The organism is Azospirillum doebereinerae, assembly GCF_003989665.1.
Classification (GTDB): Bacteria; Pseudomonadota; Alphaproteobacteria; order Azospirillales; family Azospirillaceae; genus Azospirillum; species Azospirillum doebereinerae.
In genome coordinates this window covers 59,869-74,111 of sequence record NZ_RZIJ01000004.1, presented here as the reverse complement: position 1 = coordinate 74,111, position 14,243 = coordinate 59,869, and the positions used below count along the sequence as shown (strand labels likewise).

The 14,243-nt window shown below is 71.3% G+C and carries 14 protein-coding genes; 8 read left to right on the top strand and 6 right to left on the bottom strand.

Going from position 1 to position 14,243, the window contains the following annotated elements; all coding sequences use genetic code 11:
- The first annotated feature begins 111 nt into the window (after nucleotides 1-111).
- Entirely contained in the window at nucleotides 112-516 is a 405-nt protein-coding gene (locus tag EJ913_RS06815) for a response regulator (RefSeq protein WP_126996118.1), read from the top strand.
- Nucleotides 517-526: 10 nt separating this feature from the next.
- Nucleotides 527-865 carry a hypothetical protein gene (locus EJ913_RS06810; protein WP_126996116.1) on the top strand — a complete coding sequence of 113 codons (339 nt, stop codon included), beginning with the start codon at nucleotides 527-529 and terminating at the stop codon, nucleotides 863-865.
- A gap of 4 nt (nucleotides 866-869) precedes the next feature.
- Here EJ913_RS06810 and EJ913_RS06805 read toward each other — a convergent pair whose 3' ends face one another.
- Both EJ913_RS06805 and EJ913_RS06800 read right to left on the bottom strand, forming a co-directional pair.
- On the bottom strand, nucleotides 870-1,499 hold the full coding sequence (locus tag EJ913_RS06805; protein ID WP_126996114.1) for a nitrogen fixation protein NifQ: 630 nt from the start codon (nucleotides 1,497-1,499) through the stop codon (nucleotides 870-872).
- Between the two features lie 81 nt (nucleotides 1,500-1,580).
- A complete protein-coding gene (locus EJ913_RS06800; RefSeq protein ID WP_126996112.1) occupies nucleotides 1,581-2,057 on the bottom strand; it encodes an SRPBCC family protein in 477 nt (158 codons plus the stop codon).
- A 70-nt stretch (nucleotides 2,058-2,127) separates the two neighbouring features.
- Between EJ913_RS06800 and EJ913_RS06795 the strand changes: the two genes are divergently transcribed.
- From EJ913_RS06795 to EJ913_RS06775, 5 genes are all read left to right on the top strand, one after another.
- Entirely contained in the window at nucleotides 2,128-2,547 is a 420-nt protein-coding gene (locus EJ913_RS06795) for a secondary thiamine-phosphate synthase enzyme YjbQ (RefSeq protein WP_126996110.1), read from the top strand.
- 144 nt (nucleotides 2,548-2,691) lie between these two features.
- Nucleotides 2,692-4,260, top strand: a complete 1,569-nt coding sequence (locus EJ913_RS06790) for a DegQ family serine endoprotease (RefSeq protein WP_126996108.1) — start codon at nucleotides 2,692-2,694, stop codon at nucleotides 4,258-4,260.
- 81 nt (nucleotides 4,261-4,341) lie between these two features.
- A complete protein-coding gene (locus EJ913_RS06785) occupies nucleotides 4,342-5,019 on the top strand; it encodes a winged helix-turn-helix domain-containing protein (RefSeq protein WP_126996106.1) in 678 nt (225 codons plus the stop codon).
- Nucleotides 5,016-6,470 (top strand): HAMP domain-containing sensor histidine kinase, encoded by a 1,455-nt coding sequence (locus EJ913_RS06780; RefSeq protein ID WP_238521427.1) that lies wholly within the window; start codon nucleotides 5,016-5,018, stop codon nucleotides 6,468-6,470. The genes EJ913_RS06785 and EJ913_RS06780 overlap by 4 nt, the downstream gene beginning before the upstream one ends.
- A gap of 361 nt (nucleotides 6,471-6,831) precedes the next feature.
- Complete coding sequence (locus tag EJ913_RS06775; protein WP_126996104.1) at nucleotides 6,832-7,905, top strand: AI-2E family transporter; 1,074 nt, start codon at nucleotides 6,832-6,834, stop codon at nucleotides 7,903-7,905.
- 4 nt (nucleotides 7,906-7,909) lie between these two features.
- On the opposite strand, the gene EJ913_RS06770 is transcribed toward EJ913_RS06775, so the two are convergent.
- The 4 genes from EJ913_RS06770 to EJ913_RS06755 all read right to left on the bottom strand — a co-directional run bounded on the left by EJ913_RS06770 (nucleotide 7,910) and on the right by EJ913_RS06755 (nucleotide 12,902).
- Nucleotides 7,910-9,454, bottom strand: a complete 1,545-nt coding sequence (locus EJ913_RS06770) for an MDR family MFS transporter (RefSeq protein ID WP_126996102.1) — start codon at nucleotides 9,452-9,454, stop codon at nucleotides 7,910-7,912.
- A 118-nt stretch (nucleotides 9,455-9,572) separates the two neighbouring features.
- On the bottom strand, nucleotides 9,573-10,415 hold the full coding sequence (locus EJ913_RS06765; protein WP_238521426.1) for a CheR family methyltransferase: 843 nt from the start codon (nucleotides 10,413-10,415) through the stop codon (nucleotides 9,573-9,575).
- Between the two features lie 141 nt (nucleotides 10,416-10,556).
- Entirely contained in the window at nucleotides 10,557-12,293 is a 1,737-nt protein-coding gene (gene sppA / locus EJ913_RS06760) for a signal peptide peptidase SppA (RefSeq protein WP_126996098.1), read from the bottom strand.
- A gap of 36 nt (nucleotides 12,294-12,329) precedes the next feature.
- A complete protein-coding gene (locus EJ913_RS06755; protein WP_126996096.1) occupies nucleotides 12,330-12,902 on the bottom strand; it encodes a peroxidase-related enzyme in 573 nt (190 codons plus the stop codon).
- Between the two features lie 185 nt (nucleotides 12,903-13,087).
- Here EJ913_RS06755 and EJ913_RS06750 point away from each other — a divergent pair, with 185 nt between their 5' ends.
- Nucleotides 13,088-14,209, top strand: coding sequence for a response regulator (locus tag EJ913_RS06750; protein WP_126996094.1), 1,122 nt, complete (start codon nucleotides 13,088-13,090; stop codon nucleotides 14,207-14,209).
- Nucleotides 14,210-14,243: the final 34 nt, after the last annotated feature.

Here is a 14,243-nt window from a genome sequence, read left to right as displayed (position 1 = left end):
ATTCCATGTGGTTGCAATCCGGTGACGGTTGCTCGTCGCCGCGCCAACCAGTATCAGTGGTTGGCGTCGGTGGACACGAAGAAGTCCTGACAGCCGAAACGGGGAGCGACGATGGACAAGCAGCCGGTCGATTACGCGCGGTACCGGATCCTCGTGATCGAGGACCAGCCCTTCGTCCGCCGGACCATCATGCAGATCATGATGCAGATCGGTTTCCAGGAGATCGCCGAGGCGGACAACGGTGAGACCGGCATGCGGGAATGCATCCGTACCAACCCCGACCTGATCGTCTGCGACATCGACATGAAGCCGGTCTCCGGCCTGCAATTCCTGGAGCAATTGCGCTCCAGCGCCGAGGCGGCGAACCCGCGCGCGCCGGTGGTCTTCCTGACCAACCACACCGAATCGGAAATCGTGAAGCAGGCGATGGCGCTGGGGGTGAACGGCTTCGTCGTCAAGCCGCCCTCCTTCGCCGCGCTGAAGGAACGGGTGGACCGCCTGCTCGGCGGCCGGTGACGCGCGGGCGATGAAGCGCGCGCTCGCGGTCCTCGGCCTGCTGCCCCTTCTGGCCGGCTGCTCGGGCGAGCCGTCGGAGGCCGACATGCGCCGGCTGGTGGAAACCCACACCCGCCGCGCGCTGGAGCGCCAGGGGCAGGGCGGCTTCCAGGCCTTCGACGTCTTCCGCAAGCAGGGCTGCGTCGACGCCGCGAAGAAGACCGGCAAGAGCGGCCAGTTCGATTGCTACTACGCGGCAACCTTCGTGCCCCAGCCCGGCCAGCCGCCGATGACGGTCAACGGCAAGGGCCGCTTCACCAGCGGCGACAAGGGCCTGACCTTCGAGGATCTGGGCGCCCAGCCGCGCTGACGCCTCACGCCGCCTTCCCGTTGGCCAGCCGGGCCAGCGCGTTCAGCGGATCGCCGGACTCCTCCTCGAAGCAGAGCGTCACGTCCTCGCACACGTCGCAGTTGGGGGATTTGCACAGCATCATCCCCTCGCGCTCGCAGAGCTGGCGGTAGAAGAACTTCTTCCATTTCATGTCGTTGGCGTTCTGCGCGACCAGCGCAGGGAAATGCCGCCGGAACATGGCGTTCAGCTCCCCCCGGTCGTGGAAGCCCATGTCCTGCCAGAGATGGTTCGGCTCCAGCGACCGCCGGGCCAGGACGGCGGCGAGCCAGCGCTCCTCCGTCGACCCGCGCGCGCCGTGCTCGGCGATGTAGGCGCGGAGATCCGCCTCCTCGATGGCCTCCTCCCCGGTGTCGGCGGCGGCGTCCGGCAGCGCCGCGACGGCCGGCGCGTGGCCGGGGGCGTGGCGGGCGGCCAGCGTTGCCAGCTCTTTCTTCGTCAGGGCCAGAGCCTGGGGCAGGCTGCGCAGCGGGTCGTTGGCCGCCAGATCGAGGATGCGCCCGAAGATCATTCGGTCGAGCGCGGGATCGTCGGCAAGGGGGGCCGGATCGGCAACGGCGTCGAGAGGGGCGGGAACCCCGGCAGGGTCGGCCATGGCTTGCGCTCCGTCACGGGGGGAGGTCGTCGCTCCCGCATCGTGACTCAGCATGCTGCATGTGCGAAAGACGCTCGGCCCTCATCCGGACTGCGGCATTTCGTCACGCGGCTCGGCGCTCTCACCGATCTCGATGGCGAAGCGGTCGAAGAAGGCGGCGATCACCCGGTCGGTCTTGCCCTGGACCAGCCCGGCCGCCAGCCGACCGACCGCGCCGCCCAGCGCCACCGACAGGCGGTAGGTCAGATGGGTGCGGCCGTCCGCTTCCTCCAGCGTCACCCGCGCCTCGCCCTTCACCGCGCCGGCCAGCCCGCCGCTGCCCTGGGCGAGCAGACGGTAATGGCGCGGCGCGTCCTCCGGTTCCAGGGTCAGGCGGCCGGCGAAGCGCGCCTTCAGCGGCCCGACCGAGGCGCGCACCCGCGCCGCGTAGTCGGTGGGCGACAGCCGGTCGATCTCCTCCAGCACGGGGATGCAGCGCAGCAGGATCTCCGGGTCGCACAAGGCGGCGAAGACGCGGTCGCGCGATCCCGGAACGCTGTGGGTGCCGGTCAATTCCATGGACGATCCTCCCTCTCGGCTCCAGATTTGGTACGCATACCCGCTGCCGCCAAGCGAGAAGGAGAGCGTCATGCGACAGGCCGCCACCACGCTGACCGTGCCGACCCGTGGGGCCGGGCTGGTCGAGGTCACCGGCCCGGTCCGCCGCTGGGTCGCGGAGCAGGGGATGGAGACCGGCCTGCTGACGGTGTTCTGCCGCCACACCTCGGCCTCGCTGACCATCCAGGAGAACGCCGATCCGGACGTGCAGGCCGATCTGCTGCGCTTCTTCCGCCGCCTGGTGGCGGAGGACCCGTCGCTCTACGCCCACACCGCCGAGGGGCCGGACGACATGCCGGCGCACATCCGCTCGGCCCTGACCGGGGTCAGCCTGTCGATCCCGGTGCTGGATGGCGCGCCCGCGCTGGGCACATGGCAGGGCCTCTACCTGTTCGAGCACCGCGCCCGCCCGCACCGGCGCGAACTGGCCCTGCATTTTTTGGGCGAGTAGTGGCCACGCTTGCCCCTTCCCTGACAAAGTTTTCATCCATCCGCAAGGCCCCGGTGAGCGGCCGTTCCCTAGATTGGCAGCATCGCCGGGACGCCAATTTCTTTCCGGCCCCGCTCTCGGAGCGTCGCCATGGAGTGCCTCCGCATGACCACCACCCTCTCCACCGCCCGTCCGTCGCGCACGCGCCGTCTGCGCCGGACGATCGCCGCCGTGCTGCTCGGCACGACGGTGTTGACGGGATCGGCGCTCTCGGGCCTGTCCGCCTCCCACGCGCAGGCCACCCCGCCCGCCGTGACCATGGTGCAGGACACGCCGGCCAGCTTCGCCGACCTCGCCGCCAAGGTCAGCCCGGCCGTCGTCAACATCGCCGCGACGCAGGAGGCCAAGCCCGAGCGCGCCCAGCCGCGCGGCATGCCGGCCTTCCCGCCCGGCTCGCCCTTCGAGGAGTTCTTCCGCCAGTTCCAGAATCCGCAAGGCGGCCCCCAGGGCCAGAACGCGCCGGACGACGACGAGGACGGCGCGCCCCCGCAAGGGAGCCCGCGCGGCAAAACCGGGGCGCTCGGCTCCGGCTTCATCATCGACGCGTCGGGCTACGTGGTGACCAACAACCACGTCATCGACGGCGCCAGCGAGATCACCGTGACGCTCCAGGACGGCACCGCGCTGCCCGCCACCTTGGTCGGCCGCGACGCCAAGACCGACATCGCCCTGCTCAAGGTGAAGTCCGAGAAGCCGCTGCCCGCCGTCGACTGGGCCGACAGCGCCAAGACCCGCGTCGGCGACTGGGTGATGGCGGTCGGCAACCCGTTCGGTCTGGGCGGCACGGTGACCAAGGGCATCGTCTCGGCGCGCGGCCGCGATATCCACAGCGGCCCCTACGACGACTACTTCCAGCTCGACGCGGCGATCAACCGGGGCAATTCCGGCGGGCCGACCTTCGACCTCGCCGGCAACGTGATCGGCATCAACACCGCGATCTACTCGCCCAACGGCGGTTCGGTCGGCATCGGCTTCGCCATCCCCTCCAACCTCGCCAAGGAGGTCGTGGCGCAGCTGCGCGACAACGGCAAGGTCGAGCGCGGCTGGCTCGGCGTGAAGATCCAGGAGGTCACGCCGGAGATCGCCGACAGCGTCGGCCTGCCCGGCGCCAAGGGCGCGCTGGTCGCCGAGGTGACCCCCGACAGCCCGGCCGCCAAGGCGGGCCTGCGCCAGGGCGACGTGGTGCTGTCCTACGACGGCAAGCCGGTGGATACCCTGCGCGACCTGACCCGCCGCGTCGCCGAGACCAAGGCCGGCGGCACGGTCGACCTGAAGATCCTGCACCAGGGCCGCGAAAAGACCGTGTCCGTCCATATCGACCGTCTGGCCGACGCCACCCAGGTCGCCTCCGCCGAGGGCGGCAAGGCGGAAAACTCCGCCGCCGAGGCGGTGAAGGGGCTGAAGCTGGCGACGCTCGACCAGGCGGCGCGCAAGCGGCTGGGCATGGACGAGGCGGTCAAGGGCGTCGTCGTCACCGGCCTGGCGCCCAAGACCGAGACCCCGATCCGTCCCGGCGACGTCATCGTCCGGGTCGGCGACGAGACGGTGAAGACCCCGGCCGACGTCTCCCGCAAGGTGGCGGAGGCCGAGAAGGCCGGGCAGAAGGCGGTGCTGGTGCTGATCAACCGCCAAGGCAACGAGACCTTCGTCGCCCTGAAGCTGGGTCACGCCTGAGCGCGCGGGCGCGTCCGGTCCCGAGGGCGGGGTGAACCCCCGCCCTTGGCCGGACCGTTCCGGGAGGTTACAGTGTTGGACATGAAGATCCTTGTCATCGAAGACGATCAGCAGGCCGCCAGCTACCTCGCCAAGGGGCTGAAGGAGGCCGGCAACGTGGTGGACGTCGCCAACGACGGGAAGGAGGGCCTGTACCTTGCCGGGGCGGAGCATTACGACGTCATGGTCGTCGACCGCATGCTGCCGGGGCGCGACGGGCTCTCGCTGGTCCAGGTGCTGCGCGCCGCCGGCAACGACACCCCGGTGCTGTTCCTGTCGGCGCTGGGCAGTGTCGACGACCGGGTGAAGGGGTTGAAGGCCGGCGGCGACGACTACCTGACCAAGCCCTTCGCCTTCTCCGAACTGCTGGCGCGCATCGAGGTGCTGGTCCGCCGCCGGGGCGCCGCGCAGCCGCAGACCCGGCTGGCCGTCGCCGACCTGGAACTTGACCTGCTGTCGCGCAGCGTCAAGCGGGCGGGCCGGACGATCGAGCTGCTGCCCCGCGAGTTCGCCCTGCTCGAATACATGATGCGCAACGCCGGCAGCGTGGTGACCCGCACCATGATGCTGGAAAACGTGTGGGACTATCACTTCGACCCGCAGACCAACGTCATCGACGTGCACATCGCGCGGCTGCGCCAGAAGATCGACAAGGATTTCCCCACCCCGCTGATCCACACCGTGCGCGGGGCCGGCTACAGCCTGCGGGCCTCGGAGTGACCGCGACGGCGGAGGAGGCCGGCACCACCGGCCCCCACGGCCGGCTGGCCGCCTGCGTCGCCGTGGGGTCGCGGCTGCTGCGCACCACGGCTTTCCGGCTGGCTCTGCTGTATCTGGCGCTGTTCGTGCTGTCGGTCGGCGTCATCCTGCTGGTCGTCTACCGGACCACCGCCGGGTTCCTGGAGCAGGAGATCGGCGAGACCATCGCGCTGGAGGTCGCCGGGCTTCAGGACCATTACCGGGGCTACGGGCTGACCGGGCTGGTCGAGGTGGTGCGCGGGCGCAGCGCGGTCGCCGGCAACAACTCCATCTACCTGCTGACCACGCCGCAGGGCGTCATCCTCGCCGGCAACCTGTCGGGCTGGCCCAGCGCCGTGCCGAGCGCCAGCGGCTGGACCCATTTCAAGGTCGCCGATTACGGCGGCACCACCGAACGCCCCTCCACCGCGCAGGCGGTGACCTTCACCCTGCCGGGGCAGTTCCGCCTGTTGGTCGGCCGCGACATGAGCGAGATCGACCAGTTGCGCGACCGCATGGTGCATTCGCTGGGCTGGATCCTGGGCGTCACCGCCATGCTGGGGTTGGGGGGAGGGCTGCTGCTGAGCCGGGGCGCCATGCGGCGGATCGAGGCGATCAACCGCACCACCCGCCAGATCATGGCCGGCGACCTCAGCGACCGGGTGCCGCGCTTTGGCGGCGGCGACGAGATCGACCGGCTGGCCGGCAACCTGAACGCCATGCTCGACCGCCTCGAACGGCTGATGACCGGCATGCGGCAAGTGACCGACAGCGTCGCCCACGACCTGCGCACGCCGTTGAGCCGCCTGCGCTCGCGCATCGAGCTGGCGCTGATCCACGAGACCGAGGATCCGGAGGTCTACCGCGGGGTGTTGCAGGACACCATCGCCGAGGCCGACCGGCTGCTCGCCACCTTCACCGCGCTGCTCTCCATCGCCGAGGCCGAATCCGGGGCCAAGCGCCAGGATTTCGAGCCGGTCGACCTGACCGAGGTGGTGCAGCTCGCCGCCGACCTCTACGAGCCGGTGGCGGAGGAGCGCGGGCAGACGCTGGCCATGGAGATCCGCAAAGGCGCGACGGTGCGCGGCAACGGGCAACTGCTGGCGCAGGCGGTGTCCAACCTGCTCGACAACGCGATCAAGTACACGCCGGAAGGTGGGCGAATCGACCTGGTGCTCGACGGCGCCGGGCCGGGGCAGGCGGCGCGCGTCACCGTGGCCGACAGCGGTCCCGGCATCCCGGCCGAGGCGCGGGACAAGGTGCTGCAACGCTTCGTCCGCCTCGACACGGCGCGGGCCTCGCCCGGCAACGGGCTGGGGCTGAGCCTGGTGGACGCGGTGGCGACGCTGCACGGCGCCCGGCTGGAGCTGTCGGACAACGAGCCGGGGCTGAAGGTGGCGCTGGTGTTCGCGGCAGAGGCGGCGGGGGGGTAGAGGGTGCGGCGGGTGGTTTGCCCCCACCTCATTCCTCCCCCGCTGGGCGGGGGAGGAGGCCGGACCCTTGTGAAAATCCAGCGGCACTCCCCTCCCCTGCGTTAGCGGGGGAGGGTCAGGGTGGGGGCATCGCCAGCCTCGCACGTCCCAACGCACCCCCAAAAAGAAAGCCCGCCTTGCGGCGGGCTTGAAGGTGACATCAGCGAGAATGACTCCTTGGCGTCCAACCTGATATGGGGCGCGAAATCGCATCCACCATTCCGAACTTCGGAGTACCGCCGACGGCCTAGGCTCTCGACGTCCGGCAACCGCCGTGCCTGCGCCGCGTTGCATCCTGGTTGCGGAAGACGGAGGACGCGCTATGGACAGCACACGGCAGGCGGCGGAGGCGGCGATCCGCATCGGCGGCGATCCGCCCGCCCGCGCGGGCCGGGGCGAGCTGGCGGTCTTCACTTGGAAAGTGCTGATCGTCGCCGGGGTCGCGGCGCTGGCGCTGTTCGCGTGGCGCGTCGCCGACGCGCTGCTGCTGATCTTCACCGGCGTGCTGTTCGCCATTCTGCTGCAACGTCTGGCCGGGCTGGTGCGGCGCTTCACCGGGCTGTCGCAGGGCTGGGGGTTGGCCGTGGTGCTGGTCGCGCTGGTGGCGCTGATCGGCGGCGGCGGTTTCCTGCTCGGCCAGTCGGTGGCGTCGCAGGTCGACCAGTTGCGCGAGCAGGTCACCCACGCCATCGGCCAGCTCCCGGCGCCGATCCACGACCAGTTGGTCGAGCAGGGCAAGCAGTGGCCCTGGATGACGCGGCTGCAGAGCGTCGCCTCCGGCGTCGCCTATTTCATCGGCGACGCCATCGTCGTGCTGTTCGCGGCGATCTACCTCGCGGCCTCGCCCGGCGTCTACCGGCGCGGCGTGGTGCTGCTGGTGCCGCCGCGCGGCCACGACCGGGCGCGCGAGGTGCTGGACGTCACCGGCAACGCGCTGTGGCGCTGGCTTCTCGGCCAGATGGCGGCCATGGCGGCGGTCGGCGTCATGACGACGGCGGGGCTGTGGCTGCTCGGCATGCCGGCGGCGCCGGCGCTCGGCATGGTCGCCGGGATCCTGGAGTTCGTGCCGCTGATCGGCCCCTTCCTGGCGGCGGTGCCGGCGGTGCTGATCGCCTTCGCGCAGTCGCCGCAGGACGCGCTGTGGGTCGCCGGGCTCTACCTCGTCATCCAGCAGGTCGAGGGCAACCTGATCACCCCGCTGCTCCAGAAGAGCGTGGTCGATCTGCCCCCCGTCGTCACCATCGGCGCCATCGCCGCCGGGGGCGTGCTGTTCGGGCTGATGGGGATGTTCCTGGCGACGCCGCTGGCGGTGGTGGCGCTGGTGATGGTCAACATGCTCTACATCGAGGACAAGCTGGGGGAGGAGCGCCACTTCCCCGACCCTAGGAAGGAATAAGGGCCTACGCCGCTCCAGCGGGCTGATCCTTGCCCGGCGGCTCCCTGCCCGCGGCGGCGGAGCGCAGCGGCACCTCCCTCAGGAACAGGGTGAGCGCGAAGGCGACCACCGCCAGCGCGGCGGCCAGCAGGAACAGCGTGGCGAAGCCCCGCTCCAGCGTGGCGGTCACCCCGGCCCTGGCCTCGGCGGGCAGGCCGTTCAGCGCCGCCGCGCCATGCTCCAGCACAGCGCGACCGGACAGGCCGGCGCTCTCCAGCTCTCCCGACACAGCGGTGTTGAAGACGGCGCCGAACAGCGCCACCCCGACCGACCCGCCCAGCGAGCGGAAGAACCCGACCGACGCCGTCGCCGCCCCCAAATCGCGCTGGGCCACCGCGTTCTGCACGGCGACCGTCATCACCGGCATGACCAGACCCAGCCCCATCCCCAGCGGCACCAGCACCAGCGTGGACCACAGCCCGTCCCCGGCGATGGCCGGCAACAGCCCCAGCACCAGATACATCGCCGCCGCCAGCGTCAGCCCGACCAGCGGGAACGTCTTGTAGCGCCCGGTCCGGGCGATCAGCCGCCCGCAGCCGACGGAGCCCAGCGTCATGCCCAGCACCAGCGGCAGCAGCAACAGGCCCGACGCCGTGGCGCCGGCGCCCTGCACCAATTGCAGGTGCAAGGGCAGGAAGACGATCCCGGCGAACAGCACCATCGCCGAGACCGCGACCACCGGGTTGGCGATTGCGACCACCGGCAGGCGGAACAGATGCATCGGCAAGATCGGCTCCTCCGTCCGCCGCTCGTGCCACAGGAAGACCGCCAGCAGGACGGCCCCCAGGCCCGCCAGCCCCAGGCAGCCGGACGAGGTCCAGCCGAAACCGGGGCCGCCGCCGCGCGTCGCCACCACCAGCAGGCTGGTCACCGCCCCGGCCAGCAGCGCCGCGCCGAGAAGGTCGATGCGGGGCTTCGCCCGCCCGGCCGGCAACCGGTCCAGCGCCCGGTGGGTCATCACCAGGGCCGCCGCGCCCAGCGGCAGGTTGATCAGGAAGATCCAGTGCCAGCCAATGGTCTCGGTGAACACCCCGCCCAGCAGCGGCCCGGCGACGCTGGCCAGCGCGAAGACGCCGCCGATCATCCCCTGGTAGCGCCCGCGCTCGCGCGGCGCGACCACGTCGCCGATGATGGTGAAGGCCAGCGACATCAGCCCGCCGCCGCCCAGGCCCTGGATGCCGCGGAAGACGATCATCTGCGTCATGCTCTGCGCCGCCGTGCACAGCACCGACCCGGCGAGGAACAGCAGGATGGCGACCTGCAGCACCCGCTTGCGTCCGTAGAGGTCCGACAGCTTGCCGTAGATCGGCGTCGTCGCGGTCGAGGCCAGCAGATAGGCGGTGACCACCCAGGGCAGCAGGTCCAGCCCGCCGAATTCACTGGCCATGGTCGGCAGAGCGGTGGCGACGATGGTCTGGTCCATCGCCGCCATCAGCATGGCGAGCGCCACCCCGCTGAAGACCTGGAGGATTTCCCGGTGGGTGAAGACGGGCGGGGCGGTGTCGGGCATGGCGGCGGCGTCTCGGTGGAACGGATCCGGAAAGCGCCCCACCATAGTCGGCGGAGGATTCGGCGCAAGGGCGGAGCCCCGCGTTTCTGGGCGGGCTGCCCGGCCTTCGTCGCGGCGGTCAGGACGAAGGCGGGGGCGGTGGTGACCTTCGCAACAGCGTGGCGCGGGGTTCCAGAAGGTGGAAGTCCGGTTCGAGGCCGTCCGGCGTCTCGCCGGTGCCCAGGAAGAGGAACCCGTCCGGTCGCAGCGCCTGCCGGAACCGCTCCAGGATGCCGCGCCGCTCGGGCGGGTCCCTATGGATCAACAGGTTGCGGCAGCTCACCAGAGCGATCCCGGTGAGGGGCGGGTCGCGCGTGACGTCGTGGGGCGCGAAATCCACCGTGCGGCGGATGTCCGGCGCGACCGTGTAGCGTTCACCTTGCCGCACGAAGAAGCGGGCCAGCCGTTCCGGCGAGACCTCCTCGGCGATGGCGTCCGAATACGCGCCGAGGCTGGCCAGTTCGAGGGCGCGCCGGTCGATGTCGGTCGCGAGGATCGTCACGCCGTCGTCGCGGCCCAGACGCTCCCGCGCCTCGGCGAACAGGATGGCGATGGAATAGGCCTCCTCCCCGGTGGCGCAGCCGCAGACCCAGACGCGGATCGCGCCGGGGCCTTCCCGGCCAGCCATCAGCCCCTCCACCGCCCGGCCCGCGAGCACCCGGAAGGCGGCCTCGTCGCGGAAGAAGCGGGTGACGGCGAACAGCATCTCCTTGCAGAGCCCGGCCGCCTCGCCGTGATCGCGGTCCAGCAGGGCGGCGTAGCCGTCCATCGTCGTCAGCCCGGCGGCGCGCATCCGCCGCTCGATCCGGCGCCGCAGCGTGGCGGGCGTGTAATGCGAGAAATCCACGCCGGTGGCGGCGCGGACCGCGCCGACGATCCGGGCCAGCGGGTCGTCGAGGCCCCTCGCTCCGCTTGCCCCCACCCTAACCCTCCCCCGCTGGGCGGGGGAGGGGACTGCCGCCGCATTTCGGCAAAGCTCCCACAGTCCCCCTCCCCCGCCCAGCGGGGAAGGGCCGGGGTGGGGGCAAGCCTGCCGGGACTTTCACAGGTTTGCCTGACAGCCTCAACGCCCCAGATCGAGCGCCGGCATCGCCGCCCGCACCCCCTCACCGCCCAGCAGCGGCCGCAGCGACGCCGCCAGCGGCCGCAGCTCCGCCACGGCGGCCAGCGCGCCGACCAGCTCGCCCTTGCCGGACAGCAGGCCCAGCAACTCCTCGGTCATCGACTTGGGCGCGGGGTAGGGGGTCAGCGTGACCTCGGCGTCGGCGGCCAGCCCGGCGGCGGTGCGGGCCAGCGTCAGCGCCTCCTCCTGGCCGCCGAACGCGTCGATCAGCCCAAGCTCGCGCGCCTGCTGGCCGCTCCACACGCGGCCCTTGGCGGCGGCGCGGGCCTGCTCGGCGGTCAGCTTGCGCCCGTCGGCCACCCGCTTGAGGAAGCTGGCGTAGGTGGCGTCGATGATGGCAGTCATCCGCTCCTCCTCGCTGGGCGAGAAGGGGTGCATCGGCGACCACATGCCGGCGTTGCGCGCCGCCGCCACCCGGCCCCACTGGACGCCGACCTTCTCGGACAGCCCGGCGAAGCTCATCTTGCCGGCGACCACGCCGATGGAGCCGGTGATGGTGGCCGGGGAGGCGACGATGCGGTCGGCCGCCAGCGCGATCCAGTAGCCGCCCGACGCGGCGGCGTCGCCCATGCTGGCGATCACCGGCTTGCCGCGTTCGCGTGCCTTGGCCAAGGCACGGTAAATCGCCTCCGACGCGGAGACCGAGCCGCCGCCGCTGTCGATGCGGAACAGGATGGCGCGCACGTCGGGGTCGTCCACCGCCTCCTCGATGGCCTGGACGATGGTCTCCGACCCGGCGGTGACCTCGCCCAGCGCCGGGCGGCCGCTCTTGCCGCCGGTGATGGTGCCGACCGCGTGGATCAGCGCCACGGTCGGCCCGCTGTCGTGCGGCCCGCCGGCGGCGTTCAGGTAATCGGCGACTTCCAGCGCCTCGGCCCCGGAGCCGGCCCGCGCCACGGCGGCGTCGCGCGCCTGGTCGGCGTAGCCGATGCGGTCGATCAGCTTCAGCTCCAGCGCCTCGCCCTCCAGCAGCGGCGCGCGGTCCAGCGCGGCGCGCACCGTGGCGGGGGGCAGGCGGCGGCTCTTGGCGACACCGTCCACCAGTTGCTCGGTCAGGTCGCCGACCAAGCCTTGCAGCATCTCGCGGTTGGCGGGGGTCAGCTCGCTGCGGGTGAAGGTCTCGGCGAAGCTCTTGTACTCCTCCCGCTGCATGAGCTGTGGCTGCACCCCCAGCATGTCGAGCGCGGCGCGGGCCAGCGGGACCTCCGCCGACAGGCCGGTCAGCCCGACCATGCCCAGCGGCTGCAGCCAGACCTCGTCGAAGGCGCTGGCCAGCAGATAGGCGCGGTTGCCGGCCCCGCCCTCGCCGTAGCTCTCGGAGAAGGCGACGGCGAAGCGGCCGGACGCGCGGAAGCGCTCGACGGCCGCGCGCAGCTCCTGGGTCTGGGCGAAGCCGACCGAATCGCCGCCCAGCCGGGCCAGCACGCCCTTCACGCGCGGGTCGCCCCGCCCGCGCTCCAGCGCGTCGAGCACCTCGCGGAAGCTCGCCTCGTGGCCGAGCAGCCCGCCCAGCCGGTCCGACCCGCCCTCCGACAACGAGCGGGTCAGGTCGAGGTCGAGCACCACCGCGTCGGGCAGGCTCGGCTGGTGGCGGACGGCGAGCGTCACGCCGGCGACCAGGGCGATCACCACCAACAGGCCGATGGTGGCGAACAGGCGGACGAGGAACCTCAGCATTCCGGCGCTCCGGTCGGTTGTACGGCGAAAGGGCTTTTAACGGTCCAGCTTGTGGTACTCGGGGTTGGGGATCATGTCCACCGCGGTCGCCACCCGGTTGGACATGTTGTAGAAGCCGGCCGTGTCGGCGATGTCGAAGACGTCGGCGTCGCTGAATCCCACGGCGCGCAAGGCCTCGCGGTCGGGCTCGCCCATCGTCCACGGCTCCTTGGTCATCTTCCAGGCGAAGTCGAGCATGGCGCGCTGGCGCGGCTCCAGCGGCGCCACGCGGTAGTTGGCGACCAGCATCTCGCCGAGTTGCGGGTCGCCCGACAGCTTGCGCACCGCCTGCCCGTGGGCGACGAGGCAGTAGTAGCAATGGTTGGCGGAGGACACGACGACCGCGATCATCTCGCGTTCCAGCTTGGACAGGCCGCTCTCGCCCAGCATCAGCTCGTTGTAGAGCAGGGCGAAGTTGCGCAGCTTCTTCTGGCGCAGACTGTAGGCCTGCAGGACGTTGGGGACGAAGCCCAGCTTCTCGGTGCATTTGTCGAACAGCGCGGCCATGTCGGCGTCGAGATTGGACGGGTCGGGCACGGGCAGGGCCATGACGTGATCGGGCTGCGGCATCGCTCGGGGTTCCTCCGGTTGTCGTTGCCGCCGAGCGTAACCGCGCCGGCACGCGACGGAAAGCCCCCCTTGCGGCCAAGTCGCGCCGGCACGGCTCCGGCGCCCGATGAACGCGGTTGACTCTCGCAAACCGGCGGCGGACGTGCCAAAACGGGCGTGATGCATGCGGGGATATGGCGTTCGCGATGACTCGAGGGGTGGCCGGCGCTGCGGTGTCGGGGGTGCCGAAGCTCGGCCTGCTGTCGGTGCTGGTGGTGGAGGACAGCGCGTTCATCCGCACGGTCCTGACCGCCACGCTGCGCGCCATCGGCGTCGGCACGGTCCACGCGGTGACCAGCGGGGCGGCGGCGATCCGGTTTTTCGAAGGCCGCCGCGCCGGGCGGCCTCCGGGGGCAGCGCCAAGCGCCGCGCCGGTCGATCTGGTCATCTCCGATCTGGTGATGCCCGAGGTGGACGGGCTGATGCTGCTGCGCTGGCTGCGCGCCAGCCCCCGGAGCCCCGACAAGTTCCTGCCGGTGCTGATGCTGTCGGGCGCCGCCGACCGCCAATACGTGGAGCAGGCCCGCGACCTGGGCGCCACCGACTTCATCGCCAAGCCCTTTTCCGCGCAGACCATCGCCAGCCGGCTGCTGTTCGCGGTCGCAAGGCCGCGCCGCTTCGTGCTGGCGGCGGGGTATTTTGGCCCCGACCGGCGGCGGACCGACAAGCCGGTCGCCCTGGATTGCCGGATGACCGGCGGGTCGGAGATCCTGGTGGTCCACAGCGCCTCGAAGGCGGCGGGAATCGACCGCTTCCCGGTGGTGTATTTCGAGCTTCCCAACCGGCTGGGCCCGAAGATCGGCATCGCGCCCAAGGGGCCGGTCCCGACCCTGCCGCCCGACGTGCTGGCCGCCGCCGAACAGGAAATCCTGAACCGGGCCGGCGATTACGCCAGCTGGATCGCCGGGGAGGTCGAGGAGATGAGCCGCCGCATCGACCGTCTGGTGCGCGAGCCCGACGCGGTGACGGGCCTGCTGGCCCAGGTCAACCGCGCGGCGCACGAGATGCGCGGGCAGGGCGGCATCTTCGGCTACCCGCTGATCACCCAGGTCGCCAAGTCGCTCTACGAGGCCACGCGCGGCGGCGTGGCCGGAGCGGTGACGGCGAACGAACACCAGCTGTTCAAGGCGCATGTGGACGCCATCCGCGCCGTGATGAACGCCCGCATCAGCGGCGACGGCGGGGTTACCGGCCAGCAATTGCTGGCGTCGCTGGAGGTGGCGAAGCGGAAATACGCGAAGACGGACGGGAACGGCGCCGGGGGGTGAGGCGCTGCGGGTTCGGCGGGCCTACCCTTCGCAA

What these genes read in the sequence shown, in the direction of transcription:
- EJ913_RS06815 (WP_126996118.1), top strand. Translation starts at nt 112, where the DNA reads ATGGACAAGCAGCCGGTCGATTACGCGCGGTACCGGATCCTCGTGATC.
- EJ913_RS06810 (WP_126996116.1), top strand. Translation starts at nt 527, where the DNA reads ATGAAGCGCGCGCTCGCGGTCCTCGGCCTGCTGCCCCTTCTGGCCGGC.
- EJ913_RS06805 (WP_126996114.1), bottom strand. Translation starts at nt 1,499, where the DNA reads ATGGCCGACCCTGCCGGGGTTCCCGCCCCTCTCGACGCCGTTGCCGAT.
- EJ913_RS06800 (WP_126996112.1), bottom strand. Translation starts at nt 2,057, where the DNA reads ATGGAATTGACCGGCACCCACAGCGTTCCGGGATCGCGCGACCGCGTC.
- EJ913_RS06795 (WP_126996110.1), top strand. Translation starts at nt 2,128, where the DNA reads ATGCGACAGGCCGCCACCACGCTGACCGTGCCGACCCGTGGGGCCGGG.
- EJ913_RS06790 (WP_126996108.1), top strand. Translation starts at nt 2,692, where the DNA reads ATGACCACCACCCTCTCCACCGCCCGTCCGTCGCGCACGCGCCGTCTG.
- EJ913_RS06785 (WP_126996106.1), top strand. Translation starts at nt 4,342, where the DNA reads ATGAAGATCCTTGTCATCGAAGACGATCAGCAGGCCGCCAGCTACCTC.
- EJ913_RS06775 (WP_126996104.1), top strand. Translation starts at nt 6,832, where the DNA reads ATGGACAGCACACGGCAGGCGGCGGAGGCGGCGATCCGCATCGGCGGC.
- EJ913_RS06770 (WP_126996102.1), bottom strand. Translation starts at nt 9,454, where the DNA reads ATGCCCGACACCGCCCCGCCCGTCTTCACCCACCGGGAAATCCTCCAG.
- sppA (WP_126996098.1), bottom strand. Translation starts at nt 12,293, where the DNA reads ATGCTGAGGTTCCTCGTCCGCCTGTTCGCCACCATCGGCCTGTTGGTG.
- EJ913_RS06755 (WP_126996096.1), bottom strand. Translation starts at nt 12,902, where the DNA reads ATGCCGCAGCCCGATCACGTCATGGCCCTGCCCGTGCCCGACCCGTCC.
- EJ913_RS06750 (WP_126996094.1), top strand. Translation starts at nt 13,088, where the DNA reads ATGACTCGAGGGGTGGCCGGCGCTGCGGTGTCGGGGGTGCCGAAGCTC.